This window comes from Halalkalibacter alkaliphilus (assembly GCF_023555415.1).
Classification (GTDB): domain Bacteria; phylum Bacillota; class Bacilli; order Bacillales; family Bacillaceae_D; genus Halalkalibacter; species Halalkalibacter alkaliphilus.
Genome location: NZ_JAKRYL010000003.1, coordinates 195,424 through 211,197 on the forward strand (window position 1 = coordinate 195,424; position 15,774 = coordinate 211,197).

At 38.5% G+C, this 15,774-nt stretch carries 15 protein-coding genes; 10 read left to right on the forward strand and 5 right to left on the reverse strand.

Annotated elements, in window-relative coordinates; genetic code table 11:
- Positions 1-90: 90 nt before the first annotated feature.
- Positions 91-342: a YkuS family protein gene (locus MF646_RS04065; RefSeq protein ID WP_250095214.1), complete on the forward strand. Its 252-nt coding sequence runs from the start codon at positions 91-93 to the stop codon at positions 340-342.
- A gap of 48 nt (positions 343-390) precedes the next feature.
- Here MF646_RS04065 and MF646_RS04070 read toward each other — a convergent pair whose 3' ends face one another.
- Positions 391-1,230, reverse strand: coding sequence for a mechanosensitive ion channel family protein (locus MF646_RS04070; protein WP_250095215.1), 840 nt, complete (start codon positions 1,228-1,230; stop codon positions 391-393).
- Between the two features lie 360 nt (positions 1,231-1,590).
- Between MF646_RS04070 and MF646_RS04075 the strand changes: the two genes are divergently transcribed.
- The 4 genes from MF646_RS04075 (at position 1,591) to MF646_RS04090 (ending at position 6,270) form a co-directional block, all read left to right on the forward strand.
- Positions 1,591-2,142, forward strand: a complete 552-nt coding sequence (locus tag MF646_RS04075) for a peroxiredoxin (RefSeq protein WP_250095216.1) — start codon at positions 1,591-1,593, stop codon at positions 2,140-2,142.
- A 210-nt stretch (positions 2,143-2,352) separates the two neighbouring features.
- The gene (locus MF646_RS04080) at positions 2,353-2,805 is read left to right on the forward strand and encodes a redoxin domain-containing protein (protein ID WP_250095217.1); all 453 of its coding nucleotides are present in this window, start codon (positions 2,353-2,355) and stop codon (positions 2,803-2,805) included.
- A gap of 110 nt (positions 2,806-2,915) precedes the next feature.
- The gene (locus MF646_RS04085; RefSeq protein ID WP_250095218.1) at positions 2,916-4,148 is read left to right on the forward strand and encodes a peptidoglycan recognition protein family protein; all 1,233 of its coding nucleotides are present in this window, start codon (positions 2,916-2,918) and stop codon (positions 4,146-4,148) included.
- Between the two features lie 133 nt (positions 4,149-4,281).
- Positions 4,282-6,270 (forward strand): electron transport protein, encoded by a 1,989-nt coding sequence (locus tag MF646_RS04090; RefSeq protein WP_250095219.1) that lies wholly within the window; start codon positions 4,282-4,284, stop codon positions 6,268-6,270.
- 207 nt (positions 6,271-6,477) lie between these two features.
- Here the strand turns inward: MF646_RS04090 and rnjA are convergent, their stop codons facing one another.
- From rnjA to MF646_RS04110, 4 genes are all read right to left on the reverse strand, one after another.
- On the reverse strand, positions 6,478-8,145 hold the full coding sequence (rnjA, locus tag MF646_RS04095; protein WP_250095220.1) for a ribonuclease J1: 1,668 nt from the start codon (positions 8,143-8,145) through the stop codon (positions 6,478-6,480).
- Between the two features lie 4 nt (positions 8,146-8,149).
- Entirely contained in the window at positions 8,150-8,359 is a 210-nt protein-coding gene (locus MF646_RS04100) for a DNA-dependent RNA polymerase subunit epsilon (protein ID WP_250095221.1), read from the reverse strand.
- Positions 8,360-8,716: 357 nt separating this feature from the next.
- Positions 8,717-9,265 carry a peptide deformylase gene (gene def / locus MF646_RS04105; protein WP_250095222.1) on the reverse strand — a complete coding sequence of 183 codons (549 nt, stop codon included), beginning with the start codon at positions 9,263-9,265 and terminating at the stop codon, positions 8,717-8,719.
- A 116-nt stretch (positions 9,266-9,381) separates the two neighbouring features.
- On the reverse strand, positions 9,382-9,561 hold the full coding sequence (locus MF646_RS04110; RefSeq protein ID WP_250095223.1) for a YjcZ family sporulation protein: 180 nt from the start codon (positions 9,559-9,561) through the stop codon (positions 9,382-9,384).
- Between the two features lie 241 nt (positions 9,562-9,802).
- Between MF646_RS04110 and MF646_RS04115 the strand changes: the two genes are divergently transcribed.
- From MF646_RS04115 to lpdA, 5 genes are all read left to right on the forward strand, one after another.
- Positions 9,803-10,453, forward strand: a complete 651-nt coding sequence (locus MF646_RS04115) for a YkyA family protein (RefSeq protein WP_250095224.1) — start codon at positions 9,803-9,805, stop codon at positions 10,451-10,453.
- Between the two features lie 432 nt (positions 10,454-10,885).
- On the forward strand, positions 10,886-11,971 hold the full coding sequence (gene pdhA, locus MF646_RS04120; protein ID WP_250095225.1) for a pyruvate dehydrogenase (acetyl-transferring) E1 component subunit alpha: 1,086 nt from the start codon (positions 10,886-10,888) through the stop codon (positions 11,969-11,971).
- A 3-nt stretch (positions 11,972-11,974) separates the two neighbouring features.
- The gene (locus MF646_RS04125) at positions 11,975-12,952 is read left to right on the forward strand and encodes an alpha-ketoacid dehydrogenase subunit beta (protein ID WP_250095226.1); all 978 of its coding nucleotides are present in this window, start codon (positions 11,975-11,977) and stop codon (positions 12,950-12,952) included.
- Between the two features lie 93 nt (positions 12,953-13,045).
- Positions 13,046-14,335: a dihydrolipoamide acetyltransferase family protein gene (locus MF646_RS04130; protein ID WP_250095227.1), complete on the forward strand. Its 1,290-nt coding sequence runs from the start codon at positions 13,046-13,048 to the stop codon at positions 14,333-14,335.
- Positions 14,336-14,337: 2 nt separating this feature from the next.
- Positions 14,338-15,747: a dihydrolipoyl dehydrogenase gene (gene lpdA, locus MF646_RS04135; RefSeq protein WP_250095228.1), complete on the forward strand. Its 1,410-nt coding sequence runs from the start codon at positions 14,338-14,340 to the stop codon at positions 15,745-15,747.
- Positions 15,748-15,774 lie beyond the last annotated feature (27 nt).

Genomic DNA, 15,774 nt, shown 5'->3' on the forward strand with positions numbered 1-15,774 from the left:
AAGTTTTGATATTTCATGCATAGTTACCATATTTTTGGGGAGTTTAATTACTGAAATGAATTAAATTTTTAATTAGTGGAGGTACAAAACATGCCAAAAATTGGTGTCGAGCAATCGCTTACAGCTGTACAACAAGAATTACAATCAATGGGTTATGATGTTGTTCAATTAAAGCAGGAACAAGATGCACAAGGCTGTGACTGCTGTGTCATTACAGGGCAAGATCAAAATGTTATGGGTGTTCAAGATGCAGCAATTAAAGGTTCTGTTATTAATGCACATGGAATGTCAGCACAAGAAGTATGTCAACAAGTTGAACAAAAACTAGGTCATCAACAATAATTAAAAGGAGGCTGGTATGTTTCAGCCTCCTTTTAATGTATTGTTTTTTTATTGTTCTTTCTTTTCAATATAGACTTGATGAGGAAATGGAATTTCAATGTTATTAGCCTCAAGTGCTTCTTTTAATGCTTTCCGTAGTTTTCTTTCAACAGCCCATTGCTCCATATTTTCTGTTTTTGCAATAACTCTAATGACGACATCTGAATCGCCAAGGCCTTGAACACCAACGACATTGGGCCCTTCCTTAATCGTTTCATCTTCTGTTGCAATTTTATCGCAAACAGCTTGTAAAACAGCCATTGCTTTATCAATATTATCATCATATGAAATACTCATATCAACAAGAGCCCTCATGTTACCACGGGAATGGTTGCTGACATTTGTTATCCCTCTATTCGGTATGTAATGCAATGTACCATCAAAGCCTCTTATCTGAACATTTCGTAAGCCAACCTCTTCAACAATGCCATCAATTCCACTAGCAGTAACATAATCTCCCACATCGATTTGTCTTTCTAAGAGTATGAAAAAGCCTGTGACAACATCACTTACTAGACCTTGTGCCCCAAAACCGATTGCTAGTCCGACGACACCGGCCCCTGCAATTAAACCAGTTGCGTCAAGTCCAAAAATACTTATAATAATCGTAATAAATACGAATATGAGTACATAAGAAAATGCATTTACTGAAAGCTTCTCAAGTGTTTTTACGCGGGGGGTGGACATGCCTTTTTGCGATTCCATTTTTGAGAATCCACCTTGAATTATTCTCTTCCCAATTGAACGAGCGATCAAAAAAGCTAAGATAGCCAATACCATTTGACCGACGATTGTGACCAACCCTACAAGGAATTCCCCTTCTGTAAGGTGGTTAAGCCATTGTTCCATCTAATCACTCCTATAATTTGCTAACTCTATCAAAGCTATTCCCGTTCAGTTAAACATTCAAACCATTTTTGAAACGTGAATATTAATACTAGCAAAAAAAAATTACTTCTCGCAGTAAAGCGAAAGAGCTTTACTGCGAATGATAAGCATATTTGTCGCATCACGTGGAAAGGACTGGTATAATTTAATTTGGAATGGTCGTTTATTAGCTCCAGCCATGGGTATACTACAATTGGCGCTGATTTAATAGAAGAATAATATATTAATTTATATTTATTATTAATTAATATTGACTATTGTTAAATCTTCTTTTATAATGACGGCTGTATAGAATTTATTTTTTAATTGGAGGTTTTACATATGACAGACAAGCGTATGGTAGCGAAGCAAGCACCGCGTTTTGAAATGGACGCAGTTATGCCAAACAAAGAATTTGCAAAGGTTAGCCTTGAAGAAAACATGAAAAACGATAAGTGGACAGTTCTTTATTTCTACCCAATGGACTTCACTTTCGTTTGTCCAACTGAAATAACTTCTTTAAGTGATCGTTACGATGAGTTCGAAGACTTAGATGCAGAAGTAATCGGAGTATCAACTGACACAGTTCACACTCATAAAGCATGGATCAACACAGCTCGTGATGAAAATGGTCTTGGTGAGTTAAAGTATCCACTTGCTGCAGATACAAATCACGTTGTTTCTCGTGAGTATGGCGTTCTTATTGAAGAAGAGGGTGTAGCTCTTCGTGGACTATTCATCATCAGCCCTGAAGGTGAGTTAATGTACTCAGTTGTTAACCATAACAACATTGGCCGTGATGTAGACGAAACACTTCGTGTACTTCAAGCCCTACAAACTGGTGGCCTTTGCCCTGCAAACTGGAAGCCAGGTCAAGAAACTCTTAAAGTGTAAGAAAAAAGGAAAGATAAAGGGTCTAGCAGTGATGTTAGGCCTTTTTTTATCCTAGATGCTTTAAAAAAGGCTGTTTTCGTAAAGGTTGTTGCTATAAATAGTTTTCCTCTTAGTGGCTGGAGCGCAATGGAACGAACATGTGAAGGATACGTACCCCATAAAAACAACAAAGTATGCGAAGACAGCCTTAAAAAAAGAGGAGGTATGATTATGGCGTTAAAATTAAGATCTCAGATGCCGGAGCTACAAGGAGCTTCAGCTTGGTTGAATGGTGAAGTGACGAAAGATGAATTAATAGGTAAGAAGCCAACGCTTTTTCACTTCTGGTCAATTAGTTGCGGTTTATGTAAAGAAGCGATGCCAAACGTAAATGAGTTTCGTGATTTGTATAAAGATCAGTTAAATGTAATTGCTGTTCATATGCCTCGTTCTGAGAAGGATTTAGATCTAGAAGAAATTAAAAAGGTAGCAGAAGAACATGGCATTAGTCAACCGATTTTCGTAGATAATGATCACAAACTTACAGATGCATTCGAAAACGAATATGTTCCTGCATATTATGTATTTGATGAAGAAGGCCAACTTCGCCATTTTCAAGCAGGCGGAGGCGGCATGAAAATGCTGACAAAGCGAGTAAATCGTGTATTAGGTATAAAAGAATAAAGGTCAAGGTTCTCGAGGTGTTTAACGGGCTAGTGCTCGTTAAACACTTTTTTTGTTTCATTTACATCACTTTGGATCATTTCTTCATATATATACAACGAGGTGATTTCATGAACATAATTGATAAGCGAAATGCACTCGCATCTAACCGTTCAAGATCATATCGGAGAAGAGCAAGAAGTGCGATTCGAAACATCGCTATCCATCATAGTGCGACAACTTCTGGCAGCGCAGAAGCGTTTGCCCGCTATCATGTAAACGAATTAGGTTGGCCAGGAATAGGCTATCATTATGTTGTTGATAGAGATGGTTCAATTAGTCGTTGTCATGACTTAGAAGTTGTAAGTTATCACGTCGGAAATAGCAATAGCCATGCAGTAGGAATTTGCATGGTAGGCGATTTTAGAAACCAATCGTTACCTGATGTCCAAAGACGAGCGACATTAAATTTAACTAGGTATTTAATGGATGAATTGAATATTCCCGTTGATAATGTTTGGGGGCATATTGAATTTCCAGGATATTCATGGAAGCCTTGTCCATCGATTAGTATGCAAAGTTTCAGAAATTGGTTACGTGAAGAAGGTGCTACCCTATCAAATCGGCCTGCACAGTCGCCTACGTACGTTGCAGGAGTTAGACAGCGTTCTATTCTTTCTCGCGGCGACCAAGGTGATGATATTCGAGCGCTTCAAGAACGATTGGAAGAGCTTGGATTTCATCCAGGCCCAATTGATGGGATTTTCGGACGACAAACAGCAGATGCAGTAATGAGGTTTCAAAGAACAGCTTCAATTACAGTTGATGGAATTGTGGGACCGCAAACTCGGGTTGCTCTTCGTGATTTTGAATCTACGATAGAGCCACCTGAACATGCTTCTCCAACTGATGAACCGGATGAACGTGAAGAAATGTATCTTAGTGAAACAAGGAGAATGCTCCGATTTATTCAACCGATGATGAGAGGAAGAGATGTCCAAGAGGTTCAACAAAAAGTTGGAGCTACTGTTGATGGAATCTTTGGACCAGAAACGGAAGAAAGGGTTAGGCAATTTCAGCGTAGTGAAAGAATTACAGTGGATGGAATCGTAGGGCCTCAAACTTGGCGTGCCCTAGACCGTGTTGAACAATCCTATGGAGTAAGTTACCAACGTCTCTTATCTGTTCAAACACCATTTTTACGTGGGTCTGATGTGAAACAGGTGCAGGAGGCTCTTGGAATTACAACTGATGGAATATATGGTCCGATGACAGCACAGGCAGTTCGGAGCTTTCAGAGGAGGGAAGCGATAACGGTAGATGGGATTGTAGGACCACAGACATGGCGAAGATTATTTGGCTAATTCCTATAGAGAGAATGGCTATCTGCTGTTCTCTTTTTTCGTGAATTAAACTATTTCCCCTGTACCTAATTGAATAGGAAATGCCATGAAGTCTCATAGTAAGAAGAGTGAAATTCTTACTAGGAGGATTAATATGAGACGTCGTTTTTTTATTGGATTAACGATTGCCGCAGTTTTTGTTGCTGTATACATGGGACTGAATTATTTTGAACCAGGTTATGCAGTCAATCCTGCTGGTGAACTCTCTTTGAATCATCCAATTGAGCATGAGATGAACGATGTATATGGTTATGATGTTTGGGGATTGTCTGTGTCGACGAATGAAGCAAATGAATTATTAAGCTCTAACGAAGGTAGAAGGATGCTGTCATTACATAATGGTGCAGTCAGAGTGGACGAAGAGTTTGTTCAAGAAGGTCGTGATTTATTTTACGAAGAAACGTTTAATAATGAAGAATTTATAACGGACGTACTAGGAATATTGGATGGACCATTATCTGTGCTTAATATTGGGAAAGCAGTTCTAAAAGTGAGAGGAGAAGGGACGGATAATTTAAAAGTAGAACTAGCTGAAGATGCTGTAATTGGCGGTCAAACATTTAAAAAAGGTCAAATGATTGAAACTGGTTTAGATGTGCCTAAAGGAGCTTTTGGCCCCCTTGGGATGCCAATTAAATTTAGTGAAGGTCGTTTAAAAGCGGGGATTTCTTGTGCGGCTTGTCATGCAACTGTAGATCGTGATACAGGAAAGGTCATTGAAGGGGCTCCAAATGCAGATTTTAACGCAGGGTTACTGATGGCACTTGCTACAAATTCTACTGCCTACTTTACAAATACAGATGTGGATGCAGAAAAGATTAAGTCTTTTATTGATCATCAAGATTGGATGAAGGAGAAAGAGTTAGGGGAGGAAAATTTTGTTGCTTTGCCAGATGCCGAGAAATTAGAAGAAGAAGTGGACAAGGCGTTGTTGGCATGGCCAAGAGGAAATTTTGATTCAACAATGGACTTAGAAAATAATCCAGCACAGATACCTGATTCATTTACATTAGGAGATCATCCATATGGTTGGAATGGCTTTGCTTCTATTGGTCCATTTAAAGGGTTAACGGCTCTAAATAATAATGTTCATGCTCAAAACTCAGACCTCTTAGCTCAAGCAGATCAAAGCGACGAGTTATTTGATGTGGAGAAGGAACGTTATATCGGGTTAATTCTACAAAATGCTCCAAATTTAAACTATCGTTATGATAACTCTTTAGAAGAAAAACCTAGTGATTTACTGGCAAGAGTTGATCATAATAGAACGGTTTATGGTTTTAATGACATGATACGGCCGCCGACCTATCCTAATATTTCTCTTTTTACCCCGAATGGGACAGTAATAGGTTCAGAAGGGCATATGGTATTAGAGGAATTGAATGCTATATCGGCATATCAAAATGCATTAAAGCCACCATCGGATTTGCCAACGTATACGGTAACGGAAGCATCTGGAAGAGAAGTGTTTGATCGTGCAGGTTGTATTAGTTGTCATGCAGGAACTGCGCGTACTAATAACCGAGTCATTCCAAATGATGTCGTAGGAGCAGAGCCTTCACGTGCTAAAGCATTTAAAGATTCAGTTAAATTATTAAAAGAACCATGGTTCTACCCGTTAGATACGCCAATTCCGATACCGGAAGATGCAAAAAGAGTGAAAATCCCAACAAATCACCTAGATATGGATCAGGTAAAATTGACGCTTGCTCAGGGAAATGAAGGTGGATATAAAGTCAAAAGTTTAGTTGGGCTAAAGTTTTCACCACCATATTTACATGATGGAGGTGTAGCTGTTGGCAAGGACAAAATGACACAATTAGGTATTCCTGGTACGTTAGAAAAAGGAATTAAGCCGGATGCGTATAACAGTTTATTAGCGCTTGTTGATCGTGAATTACGTGAAAAAGTAGTTGAAGCCAATAAATCGTCAGAACGCTTGCAGGATGCTCATTCAACTGGTGAAGGGCACAAGCAATGGGTAGATGCACAAAATGGCTTTTCTGCTGAAGAACAGGATGCGCTAATTCAATATTTATTGTCGATTGATTTGGAAAAAGAAAAACAAACAGAGAAGGAGTAGTAGGTTACTTGAAATAATAGTGTTGCTAGAAACTATTTTTAGTAATTTAAGCAGTGGATCTCTATAACTCCTTTCGTTAAATATAGCGAAAGGAGTTACTTCCTGCTTTGGGGGGAGTCTGATCCTTCTACTTTAAAAGGTATGAAATTGATAGTGATTTCTTGCAAGAAAAAGCGGATGACTAATTTAAAGTCATCCGCTTTTTTATTAAACTTCCATGATGATTGGTAAGATCATTGGCTTTCGTTTCGTCCGCTCATATAAAAATGGTCCAAGTAAATCTGTGATTTCATTTTTGATTTCTGACCATTGAGTTGTTTTGCGCTCCATCACGTCATTTAGATGTGAGGCAAGCAACTTTTGCGCTTCGTGAATTAAGTCGCTAGATTCTCTCATGTAAACAAATCCGCGAGAAATTAGATCTGGCCCCGCTGTTACTTTGAACTCTTTCATATTTAAGCTTACAACTACAACAACAAGACCTTCTTCTGAAAGGATACGTCTGTCTCTTAAGACAATGTTTCCAATATCCCCAATCCCATTTCCGTCAACATAGACAGACCCTGAAGGGATTTTGCCAACAACTCCTGCTTCTTCAGGGTGAAGAGCTAAAACATCGCCGTTATCCATAATGAAACTATTCTGTTTTGGAATACCGCAATCTTCAGCCAGTTTTATATGCATCTTTAACATTCTATATTCACCATGTATTGGCATAAAATACTGTGGCTTCATTAGTCGTAACATTAACTTTTGCTCTTCTTGCCCGCCGTGACCTGAAGTATGAATGTCATTAAGAGATCCGTGAATCACATCTGCACCAGCACGATACAACTGATTAATTGTTTTGCTTACGCTTAATGTGTTTCCAGGAATTGGTGAAGATGAAAAGACAACTGTATCCCCAGGTATTATTTGTATTTGGCGGTGTGTACCATTGGCGATCCTAGAAAGTGCAGCCATTGGTTCGCCTTGGCTTCCTGTACATAAGATGGTTACTTGATTATCAGGTAATTTATTTAATTGTGAAGGCTCGATAAATGTACTCTTAGGAGCTTTAATATAGCCTAATTCTTGTCCGATTGTTAAAGCTGACTCCATGCTTCGTCCAAATACAGCCACTTTTCGCCCGTGGTTGACAGCTGCTTCAACTACTTGTTGAAGGCGATGAATGTTTGAAGCAAATGTTGCAAAGATGATTCTTCCATCAACTTTTCTAAAGATGTTACTAATGCTTTCCCCAACTTTACGTTCAGACATGGTGAACTCTGGGATTTCACTATTTGTACTATCAGATAGTAAACAGAGGACACCTTCTTCTCCAATTTTGGCCATTTTTGTTAAGTTGGCTGGTTCTCCTACCGGTGTGAAATCAAACTTGAAATCGCCAGTATGAACGACATTTCCGGGTGGTGTTTTAACAACAATACCGTAAGCGTCAGGAATGCTATGAGTCGTACGGAAGAATGTAACCGACGTTTTTGTAAACTTAACGATTTGGTCTTCATGAATTTCATGTAGTTTCGTTTTACGAAGCAAACCGTGTTCTTCTAATTTTCCTTTTAATAATCCAAGAGCTAGCTTTCCTCCGTATATCGGAACGTTTACTGCTCGGAGTAAATAAGGAATTCCCCCAATGTGGTCTTCATGACCATGAGTGATAAAAAGACCTTTGATTTTGTCTTCATTTCTTACTAAGTACGTATAATCTGGTATTACATAATCGATGCCAAGAAGCTCGTCCTCTGGAAACTTAATCCCGGCATCGATCAAAATAATTTCATCTTGAAATTGAACTGCGTACGTATTTTTTCCGATTTCGCCTAATCCACCTAAGGCAAATACTGCAGTTTGGTTATTCTTTACTTGTTTCATAAAATTAAATAGTCTCCACTTTGAAATTTTCATTTTGTTGTTCGTATTCGAGATAAGCTCCAGAGACAGGTGTTACAAATTCAATATTAAAATTGCGATCGGCTAGTTTCTTCCTGACATCCGCTTCGCTCTCGCCTTCTACAAACATAGCTTCAGTAAATTCACGAACAGGGACTTGATTAAAATTCTTTTGATAAAATACTTTAAATAACATGTTACTACCTCTCCTTACCATTGGTTATATTTTCATTATAAAGCAAATGTCTTCTCATTTCATGTTATTTATTTCCGGGTACGTTTTCGCCTCTGTATAAAAGTTCATTATTCACGTTATTAGTCTTAATTAAACTTCGATTAAACGGCTTTTTGGTAAAAGGTTTTTGCAGCCTTTTACGATTTTTTTTCTCAATCTTCGCAACATTAGATTCCACACTCCTTATTCACGTTTTTTCCAATAGGTGAGGGTTTTTATATGTATAGTATGTGTTAGTTAGCATTTAGCTGTTCAAGGTAATAACTGGATAAAAAAATGATTCAACTCCGAGCGACCTCAGGAGATGAATCATCAATTTTATACCTTATTAGGCAATTCCTTTTTTAGTTTATCCTTAAAACCTTCAATTCGATCATAGAACATTATACCATTTAAGTGATCAAGTTCGTGTTGGAAAACAATTGACACTAAACCTCGTAAACGTAAAGTTACCTCTTCGCCATCTAAATTGGTTCCTTTTACAGTGATTCTTGAATAGCGAGGGACATTTCCAGGAATATCTCTATCTACAGATAAACATCCTTCGCCACCTTCTAAATGTGTTTCTTCTACAGAATGGCTTATTACTTTTGGGTTAAATAAACCCATGCTATATAATTGATCTTGTTCATCTGTTACATGAACAGCAAACATTCTTTTAGAGATTCCAATTTGGGGAGCTGCGATTCCAACACCAGGTCTTAATTCGTATTTTTCCGCAATCTCAGGGTCTTGGCTGTTTATAACGAAGTCAAGCATCTCTTGTAGGATCTTCCTATCTGCTTCACTTGCAGGTAGTGAGACCTCTTCAGCTATTTTTCTTAAAACGGGATCGCCTTCTCTTACAACATCTTTCATGGTTAACATTATGTATCACTCCTTTTGCACTTACGTTTACTTTATGAAGAAATAAATGAAATATCAAGTAATATTGTAACAAAAGGAGGAATAAGACGATTTTGCCTTATTCCTCCTTGAAATTATTAACAATGTCCGAACTTAGAAGCTCCAACAATGATAAGCAGGATGAAAAGTACTACGATTAACGCGAACCCTTTTCCAGCACCAGGTGCGTAAGCAGCACCCGCAACTACTGGAGCGCCGTAACCATATCCACAAGGGTCAGTACATCCGTGACCTGCACCATATCCGTAACCAAACATTTTTACATTCCTCCTTTTTCTCTTGCACCGCATTGCCTGCGATTCACTAACTACATTATGCATACATAGGCAAGTTGGTTGGACGAATGCCTATTTTTACGGATTCTTTTATAATTATTTGATGGACAGGCTCATATTACAAAATAACTGTTCATATACTAGCTTTGAAATTGAAATATTGTTAATTTGTTCCGTTTGTTTTATGGTAGAGCTTTAGTACATGGTAAGGGGGAAAAGGCTGGTGAGTGTTAAGAAATGGGGAGCAGCACTTTTATTAACAATGTTTTTATTGACAGGGTGTGGGGAGAACCCGGCAGAAACAGTATATCAACATTTAGAAGCTGCAGTAGAATTAGAAGTGCCTTTTGAACAACAACAAGAACCTTTGCAAAAAGCTGAAATGAGAGAAAATGAATTATTTGAAGAGATTATTTCACTTGGCATGGATGAATTTGAAGAAATAGTGGTACTAGCAGAAGAAGCAATCTCATCTATAAACTCTAGAGAATCCATGTTATTACAAGAAAAAGAAAGTATAGAGGATGGTTATCAAGAGTTTCTAAAAATTGAGGAACAGTTTGAGGACATAGAGGGAGAGGAACTTAGCAATTTATTAGAGCAACTTAAATCAACTATGGATGAGCGTTATGAATACTATCAACAGTTATATGCTAGTTATAATGAAGCAATTAGCTTAGATAAGGCGTTATTTGAAATGCTGCAGCAAGAAGATTTAACAATGGAATCCCTTCAAGAACAAATTGACAAAGTGAATGAGATATATGGGAGTGTAATTGAAAATAAGGAACGATTTAATGAATCGACAGATCGTTATAACCAGGTGAAAAGGGAATTTTATAAAAAAGCGGAGCTTAATGTACAGTACGATTAGTACTGTACATTAAGCTCCTTTTGCGTATGCAGCGCCAAATTACAAATAAAAAAACAAAACTGTACTAATATTGTGAGTCATTGATATATAACAAGGTGCTTTGGGAGTATTTACTATCTGCGTAGAAAAAAATCTTGAAAATAGATAAGTAAAAGGATTGACGGAATTTGTAGATGTGATGTAGACTTAATTTTGTGAGTTGTGTTGTATCACTTTGGTGGTAATTAGACTGATACAGTTGAGATTTTAAGGACGTAAATATGAAATCGTTTGGTGTGACATTAAAAAGCTTGCATGAATTTTTGTTTCAAACTTTTCTCCAAAGGTTATGGAAGGTAGTAGTTTGGGTATCCTATGGGGGAGATTTGTCAAATAGTCATTAGATTATCTTTAATTATTAATTTTTTTATTCGAAAGGAAGAGGTGAAGGTAGTGAGTACAAAAACGTTAGAACAAGTTGAAAATCAATTTGAAACTTTCCAAATTTTAAATGAAGAAGGCGAAGTTGTTAATGAAGCTGCTATGCCTAATTTAAGTGATGATCAATTACAAGAAATGATGAGACGTATGGTGTATACACGTATTTGGGACCAACGTGCGATCTCATTAAACCGCCAAGGACGTCTTGGCTTCTATGCACCTGTTGCTGGTCAAGAGGCATCAATGTTAGGAAGCCAATTTGCTCTTGATAAAGATGATTGGATTCTACCTGGTTACCGTGATATTCCTCAAATTGTATTTCACGGACTGCCATTACATCAAGCTTTCCTATGGTCTCGTGGGCACTTTGCAGGAAGCCAATTCCCTGATGGATTAAATGTTCTATTCCCTCAGATCATTATTGGAGCACAAATTATTCAAACAGCTGGGGTAGCGTTAGGCCTTAAGCGTAAAAACAAAAACAACATTGCGATCACATACACAGGTGATGGAGGAGCTTCGCAAGGGGATTTCTATGAAGGAATGAACTTTGCTGGTGCATATAATGCTCCTGCAGTATTCATCGTACAAAATAACCGTTTTGCGATTTCTGTACCTGTTGAAAAACAATCTGCAGCAAAAACAATTGCTCAAAAAGCAGTAGCGGCTGGTATTGAAGGAATTCAAGTAGATGGTATGGATATTCTTGCTGTTTACGCTGCAACAAAAGACGCTCGTGAACGTGCATTGGCAGGCGAAGGTCCTTCATTAATTGAAACAATGACATACCGTTACGGTCCACATACAATGGCAGGGGATGACCCAACTCGTTACCGTTCTTCTGATTTAGATGATGAGTGGACGAAAAAAGATCCTTTAGTTCGTTTCCGTAAGTTCTTAGAAACGAAAGGTCTTTGGACAGAAGAAAAAGAAAATGAAATCGTTGAGCAAGCGAAAGAAGATATCAAAGCTGCAATGAAAGAAGCAGATGCTGCACCTAAGCAAAAAGTAACAGATCTTATTGGTTTCATGTTCGAAGATTTACCTTATAATCTTCGTGAGCAAATGGAAGAATACACAGCAAAGGAGTCGAAGTAACCTATGGCACAAATGACAATGATTCAAGCGATTACGGATGCAATGCGTAATGAGCTTAAGAATAATGAAGATGTTCTTGTGTTTGGTGAAGACGTCGGTCAAAACGGTGGAGTATTCCGTGCGACAGAAGGCCTACAAAAAGAATTTGGTGAAGAGCGCGTATTTGATACGCCACTCGCGGAGTCTGGTATTGGTGGTTTAGCAATTGGTTTAGGATTAACGGGGTTCCGTCCAGTTATGGAAATTCAATTCTTTGGTTTCTTGTTTGAAGTTTTTGATTCTCTTGCTGGTCAAATGAACCGTATGCGTTATCGTACAGGTGGCAAATTAACATCACCAATTACTGTTCGTTCTCCATTTGGTGGAGGGGTTAAAACACCAGAGATGCATGCTGATAGTTTAGAAGGGCTAGTTGCACAAACTCCAGGGTTGAAAGTAGTTATTCCTTCAACTCCTTATGATGCAAAAGGACTTTTGATTTCAGCAATTCGTGATAACGACCCTGTTGTATATCTTGAACATATGAAGCTATATCGCTCATTCCGTGGAGAAGTACCTGAAGAAGAGTACACAATTCCACTTGGTAAAGCAGATATTAAGCGTGAAGGAAAAGATTTAACTATTGTTACATACGGAGCAATGGTCCACTCTTCCCTTAAAGCAGCTGAAGAGCTAGAGAAAGAAGGCATTGATGTCGAGGTTATCGACCTTATGACAATCAGTCCACTTGATATCGATACGATTCTTGCTTCTGTAGAGAAGACAAATCGAGCGATTGTTGTTCAAGAAGCTCAAAAGCAAGCGGGGATCGCAGCAAACGTAGTTGCTGAAATTACAGAACGAGCTATTTTAAGTTTGGAAGCTCCAGTACTTCGTGTAGCTGCACCTGATACTGTATATCCATTTGCACAAGCAGAAGATGCTTGGTTACCTGACTATAAAGGAATCATTGAAACAGCAAAGAAAGTTATTAATTTCTAACCTAAACAAGAGACAAGCATAAGAAAAGGAAAGATTTTGTCTTTCCTTTTCATTTAAATTTAGTTTAAGAGGAATTAAAGGAGGCACTTCAAAGTGGCATATAATTTTAAACTTCCTGATATTGGTGAAGGTATTCACGAAGGTGAAATTGTAAAATGGTTTGTTAAACCAGGTGACGAAATTAAGGAAGATGACATTCTTCTTGAAGTTCAAAATGACAAAGCTGTTGTAGAGATTCCATCACCTGTTGACGGTAAAGTTCTTGAAGTTAAAGTAGAAGAGGGAACGGTTAGTATCGTTGGTGATGTTCTTTTAACGATTGATGCTGGAGATGCAAATCCTGCAGAAGATGAAGGTACTCCAGAAGCGGAAGAACCAGCTGCTAAGGAAGAAGTAGCAAAAACTTCTGAGCCGGCTGCTGATACAGCAAATGATGAGGTAGATAGTGATGCTCGTGTAATCGCAATGCCTTCTGTACGTAAATATGCTCGTGAAAAAGGTGTTGCAATTCACAAAGTAAGTGGAACTGGAAAAAATGGTCGTGTCGTTAAAGGAGATATCGATACATTCTTAAATGGTGGAGCGCAAGAAGCGCCAGCAGCACAAGCGCAAACAGAAGAAAAAGAAGCACCAGCTGCTGCAACACCACAAAAAACAGAGCCAGTTGCTATTCCTGTTGGTGAGTTAGAGCACCGTGTTCCTTTCAAAGGTGTTCGTAAAGCAATTGCAAAAGCAATGGTGAATTCTAAGCACACAGCTCCTCATGTTACACACATGGATGAAGTGGAAGTTTCTGCTTTAGTTGCACACCGTAAAGAGTATAAAGGAATAGCTGCTGAACAAGGTACTAAGCTAACGTACTTACCATACGTTGTCAAAGCTCTTACAGCTGCTTTACGTAAATTCCCTGCACTTAATGCATCAATTGATGATGCGAATGATGAAATTGTATACAAAAACTATTTCAACATTGGTATTGCTGCTGATACTGAGCATGGTTTATTTGTACCAGTTGTTAAAGATGCAGATCGTAAATCAATTTTTGCTCTTGCTGATGAAATTAATGAGTTGGCAGTTAAGGCACGTGATGGTAAACTTAGTGGTGCAGAAATGAAGGGCGGATCTGCCACAATTTCCAATGTTGGTTCAGCTCGTGGTCTTTGGTTCACTCCAGTTATTAATCATCCAGAAGTAGCCATTTTAGGTATTGGTCGTATCGAAGAGAAGCCGGTTGTAAAGAATGGCGAGATTGTAGCTGCTCCTGTACTAGCGCTTTCAATCAGTTATGATCACCGTCTTATTGATGGCGTTACAGCTCAGAATGCACTAAACCACGTTAAACGCCTATTAAATGATCCACAATTATTATTAATGGAGGGGTAAGCATGGTTGTAGGAGATTTCGCAAATGAAGTAGACACACTTGTCATCGGTTCTGGTCCTGGTGGATATGTTGCAGCAATTCGCGCTGCGCAACTAGGACAAAAAGTAACAATTGTAGAAAAAGGAGAAATGGGCGGCGTTTGTCTAAACGTTGGTTGTATTCCTTCAAAAGCATTAATTGCTGCAGGTCACCGCTTTCATAATGCAAAGCATTCTGAAGACATGGGAATTATTGCAGAAAAAGTTTCCATTAACTTTGAGAAAGTACAAGAATGGAAAGCTTCAGTTGTTAAAAAGTTAACTGGTGGAGTAGAAGGACTTCTTAAAGGAAACAAAGTAGAAATTGTTCGTGGTGAAGCGTATTTTGCGTCTGAAAACTCTGTCCGTATCATGGATGAGAAAAGTGCACAAACATACAATTTTAAAAATTGCATCATTGCAACAGGTTCTACCCCTATAGAAATTCCTGGTTTCAAATACACGGATCGCGTCATTAATTCAACAGGTGCCCTAGCTCTTAAAGAAGTGCCTAAGAAAATGGTCGTTATTGGTGGAGGGTACATTGGGATTGAATTAGCTGGTGCTTATGCGAATATGGGAACAGAAGTTGTTGTTCTCGAAGGTTCGAAGCAAATTCTTGGCGGTTTTGAAAAACAAATGGCTAAGGTTGTAGAACGTCGTTTGAAAAAGAACGGTGTTGAATTCAAGATGGAAGCACTTGCTAAAGGTGTTGAAGAAACAAAAGACGGTGTAAAAGTGACAGCTGAGGTGAAAGGTAAGGAAGAAGTCTTCGAGGCTGACTACTGCTTAGTAACGGTTGGACGTCGTCCGAATACAGATGAGATTGGACTTGAGCAAATTGGTGTTGAAACAACAGATCGCGGAGTTGTTAAGATTGATAAGCAGTGCCGTACAAACGTTTCAAATATCTATGCAATTGGTGATATCGTAGAAGGACCACCATTAGCTCACAAAGCTTCTTATGAAGGCAAAATTGCTGCTGAAGCAATTGCAGGTGAAAAGTCTGAAATAGACTACCTAGCGATTCCGGCTGTTGTATTCTCTGATCCTGAGCTAGCAAGTGTCGGATATACAGAAGCAGAAGCAAAAGATGCTGGATTTGATGTTATTGCATCGAAATTCCCATTTGCTGCTAATGGACGTGCGTTATCTCTAAACGAAACAGATGGGTTTATGAAGCTTGTTACTCGTAAAGAGGATGGACTCGTTATTGGTGCTCAAGTAGCTGGCCCTAATGCTTCTGATATGATTGCAGAATTAGGTCTTGCAATTGAAACTGGAATGACTGCAGAAGATATTGCATTAACGATTCATGCTCATCCTTCTTTAGGTGAAATTACAATGGAAGCAGCAGAAGTTGCCCTTGGAACACCAATTCATATAGTTAAGTAATTGAAAGGGGTGTCTCAAAAGGTCTGT

What these genes read in the sequence shown, in the direction of transcription:
- def (WP_250095222.1), bottom strand. Translation starts at nt 9,265, where the DNA reads ATGTTAACCATGAAAGATGTTGTAAGAGAAGGCGATCCCGTTTTAAGA.
- MF646_RS04125 (WP_250095226.1), top strand. Translation starts at nt 11,975, where the DNA reads ATGGCACAAATGACAATGATTCAAGCGATTACGGATGCAATGCGTAAT.
- MF646_RS04090 (WP_250095219.1), top strand. Translation starts at nt 4,282, where the DNA reads ATGAGACGTCGTTTTTTTATTGGATTAACGATTGCCGCAGTTTTTGTT.
- rnjA (WP_250095220.1), bottom strand. Translation starts at nt 8,145, where the DNA reads ATGAAACAAGTAAAGAATAACCAAACTGCAGTATTTGCCTTAGGTGGA.
- lpdA (WP_250095228.1), top strand. Translation starts at nt 14,338, where the DNA reads ATGGTTGTAGGAGATTTCGCAAATGAAGTAGACACACTTGTCATCGGT.
- MF646_RS04080 (WP_250095217.1), top strand. Translation starts at nt 2,353, where the DNA reads ATGGCGTTAAAATTAAGATCTCAGATGCCGGAGCTACAAGGAGCTTCA.
- MF646_RS04110 (WP_250095223.1), bottom strand. Translation starts at nt 9,561, where the DNA reads ATGTTTGGTTACGGATATGGTGCAGGTCACGGATGTACTGACCCTTGT.
- MF646_RS04070 (WP_250095215.1), bottom strand. Translation starts at nt 1,230, where the DNA reads ATGGAACAATGGCTTAACCACCTTACAGAAGGGGAATTCCTTGTAGGG.
- MF646_RS04100 (WP_250095221.1), bottom strand. Translation starts at nt 8,359, where the DNA reads ATGTTATTTAAAGTATTTTATCAAAAGAATTTTAATCAAGTCCCTGTT.
- MF646_RS04065 (WP_250095214.1), top strand. Translation starts at nt 91, where the DNA reads ATGCCAAAAATTGGTGTCGAGCAATCGCTTACAGCTGTACAACAAGAA.
- MF646_RS04085 (WP_250095218.1), top strand. Translation starts at nt 2,916, where the DNA reads ATGAACATAATTGATAAGCGAAATGCACTCGCATCTAACCGTTCAAGA.
- MF646_RS04075 (WP_250095216.1), top strand. Translation starts at nt 1,591, where the DNA reads ATGACAGACAAGCGTATGGTAGCGAAGCAAGCACCGCGTTTTGAAATG.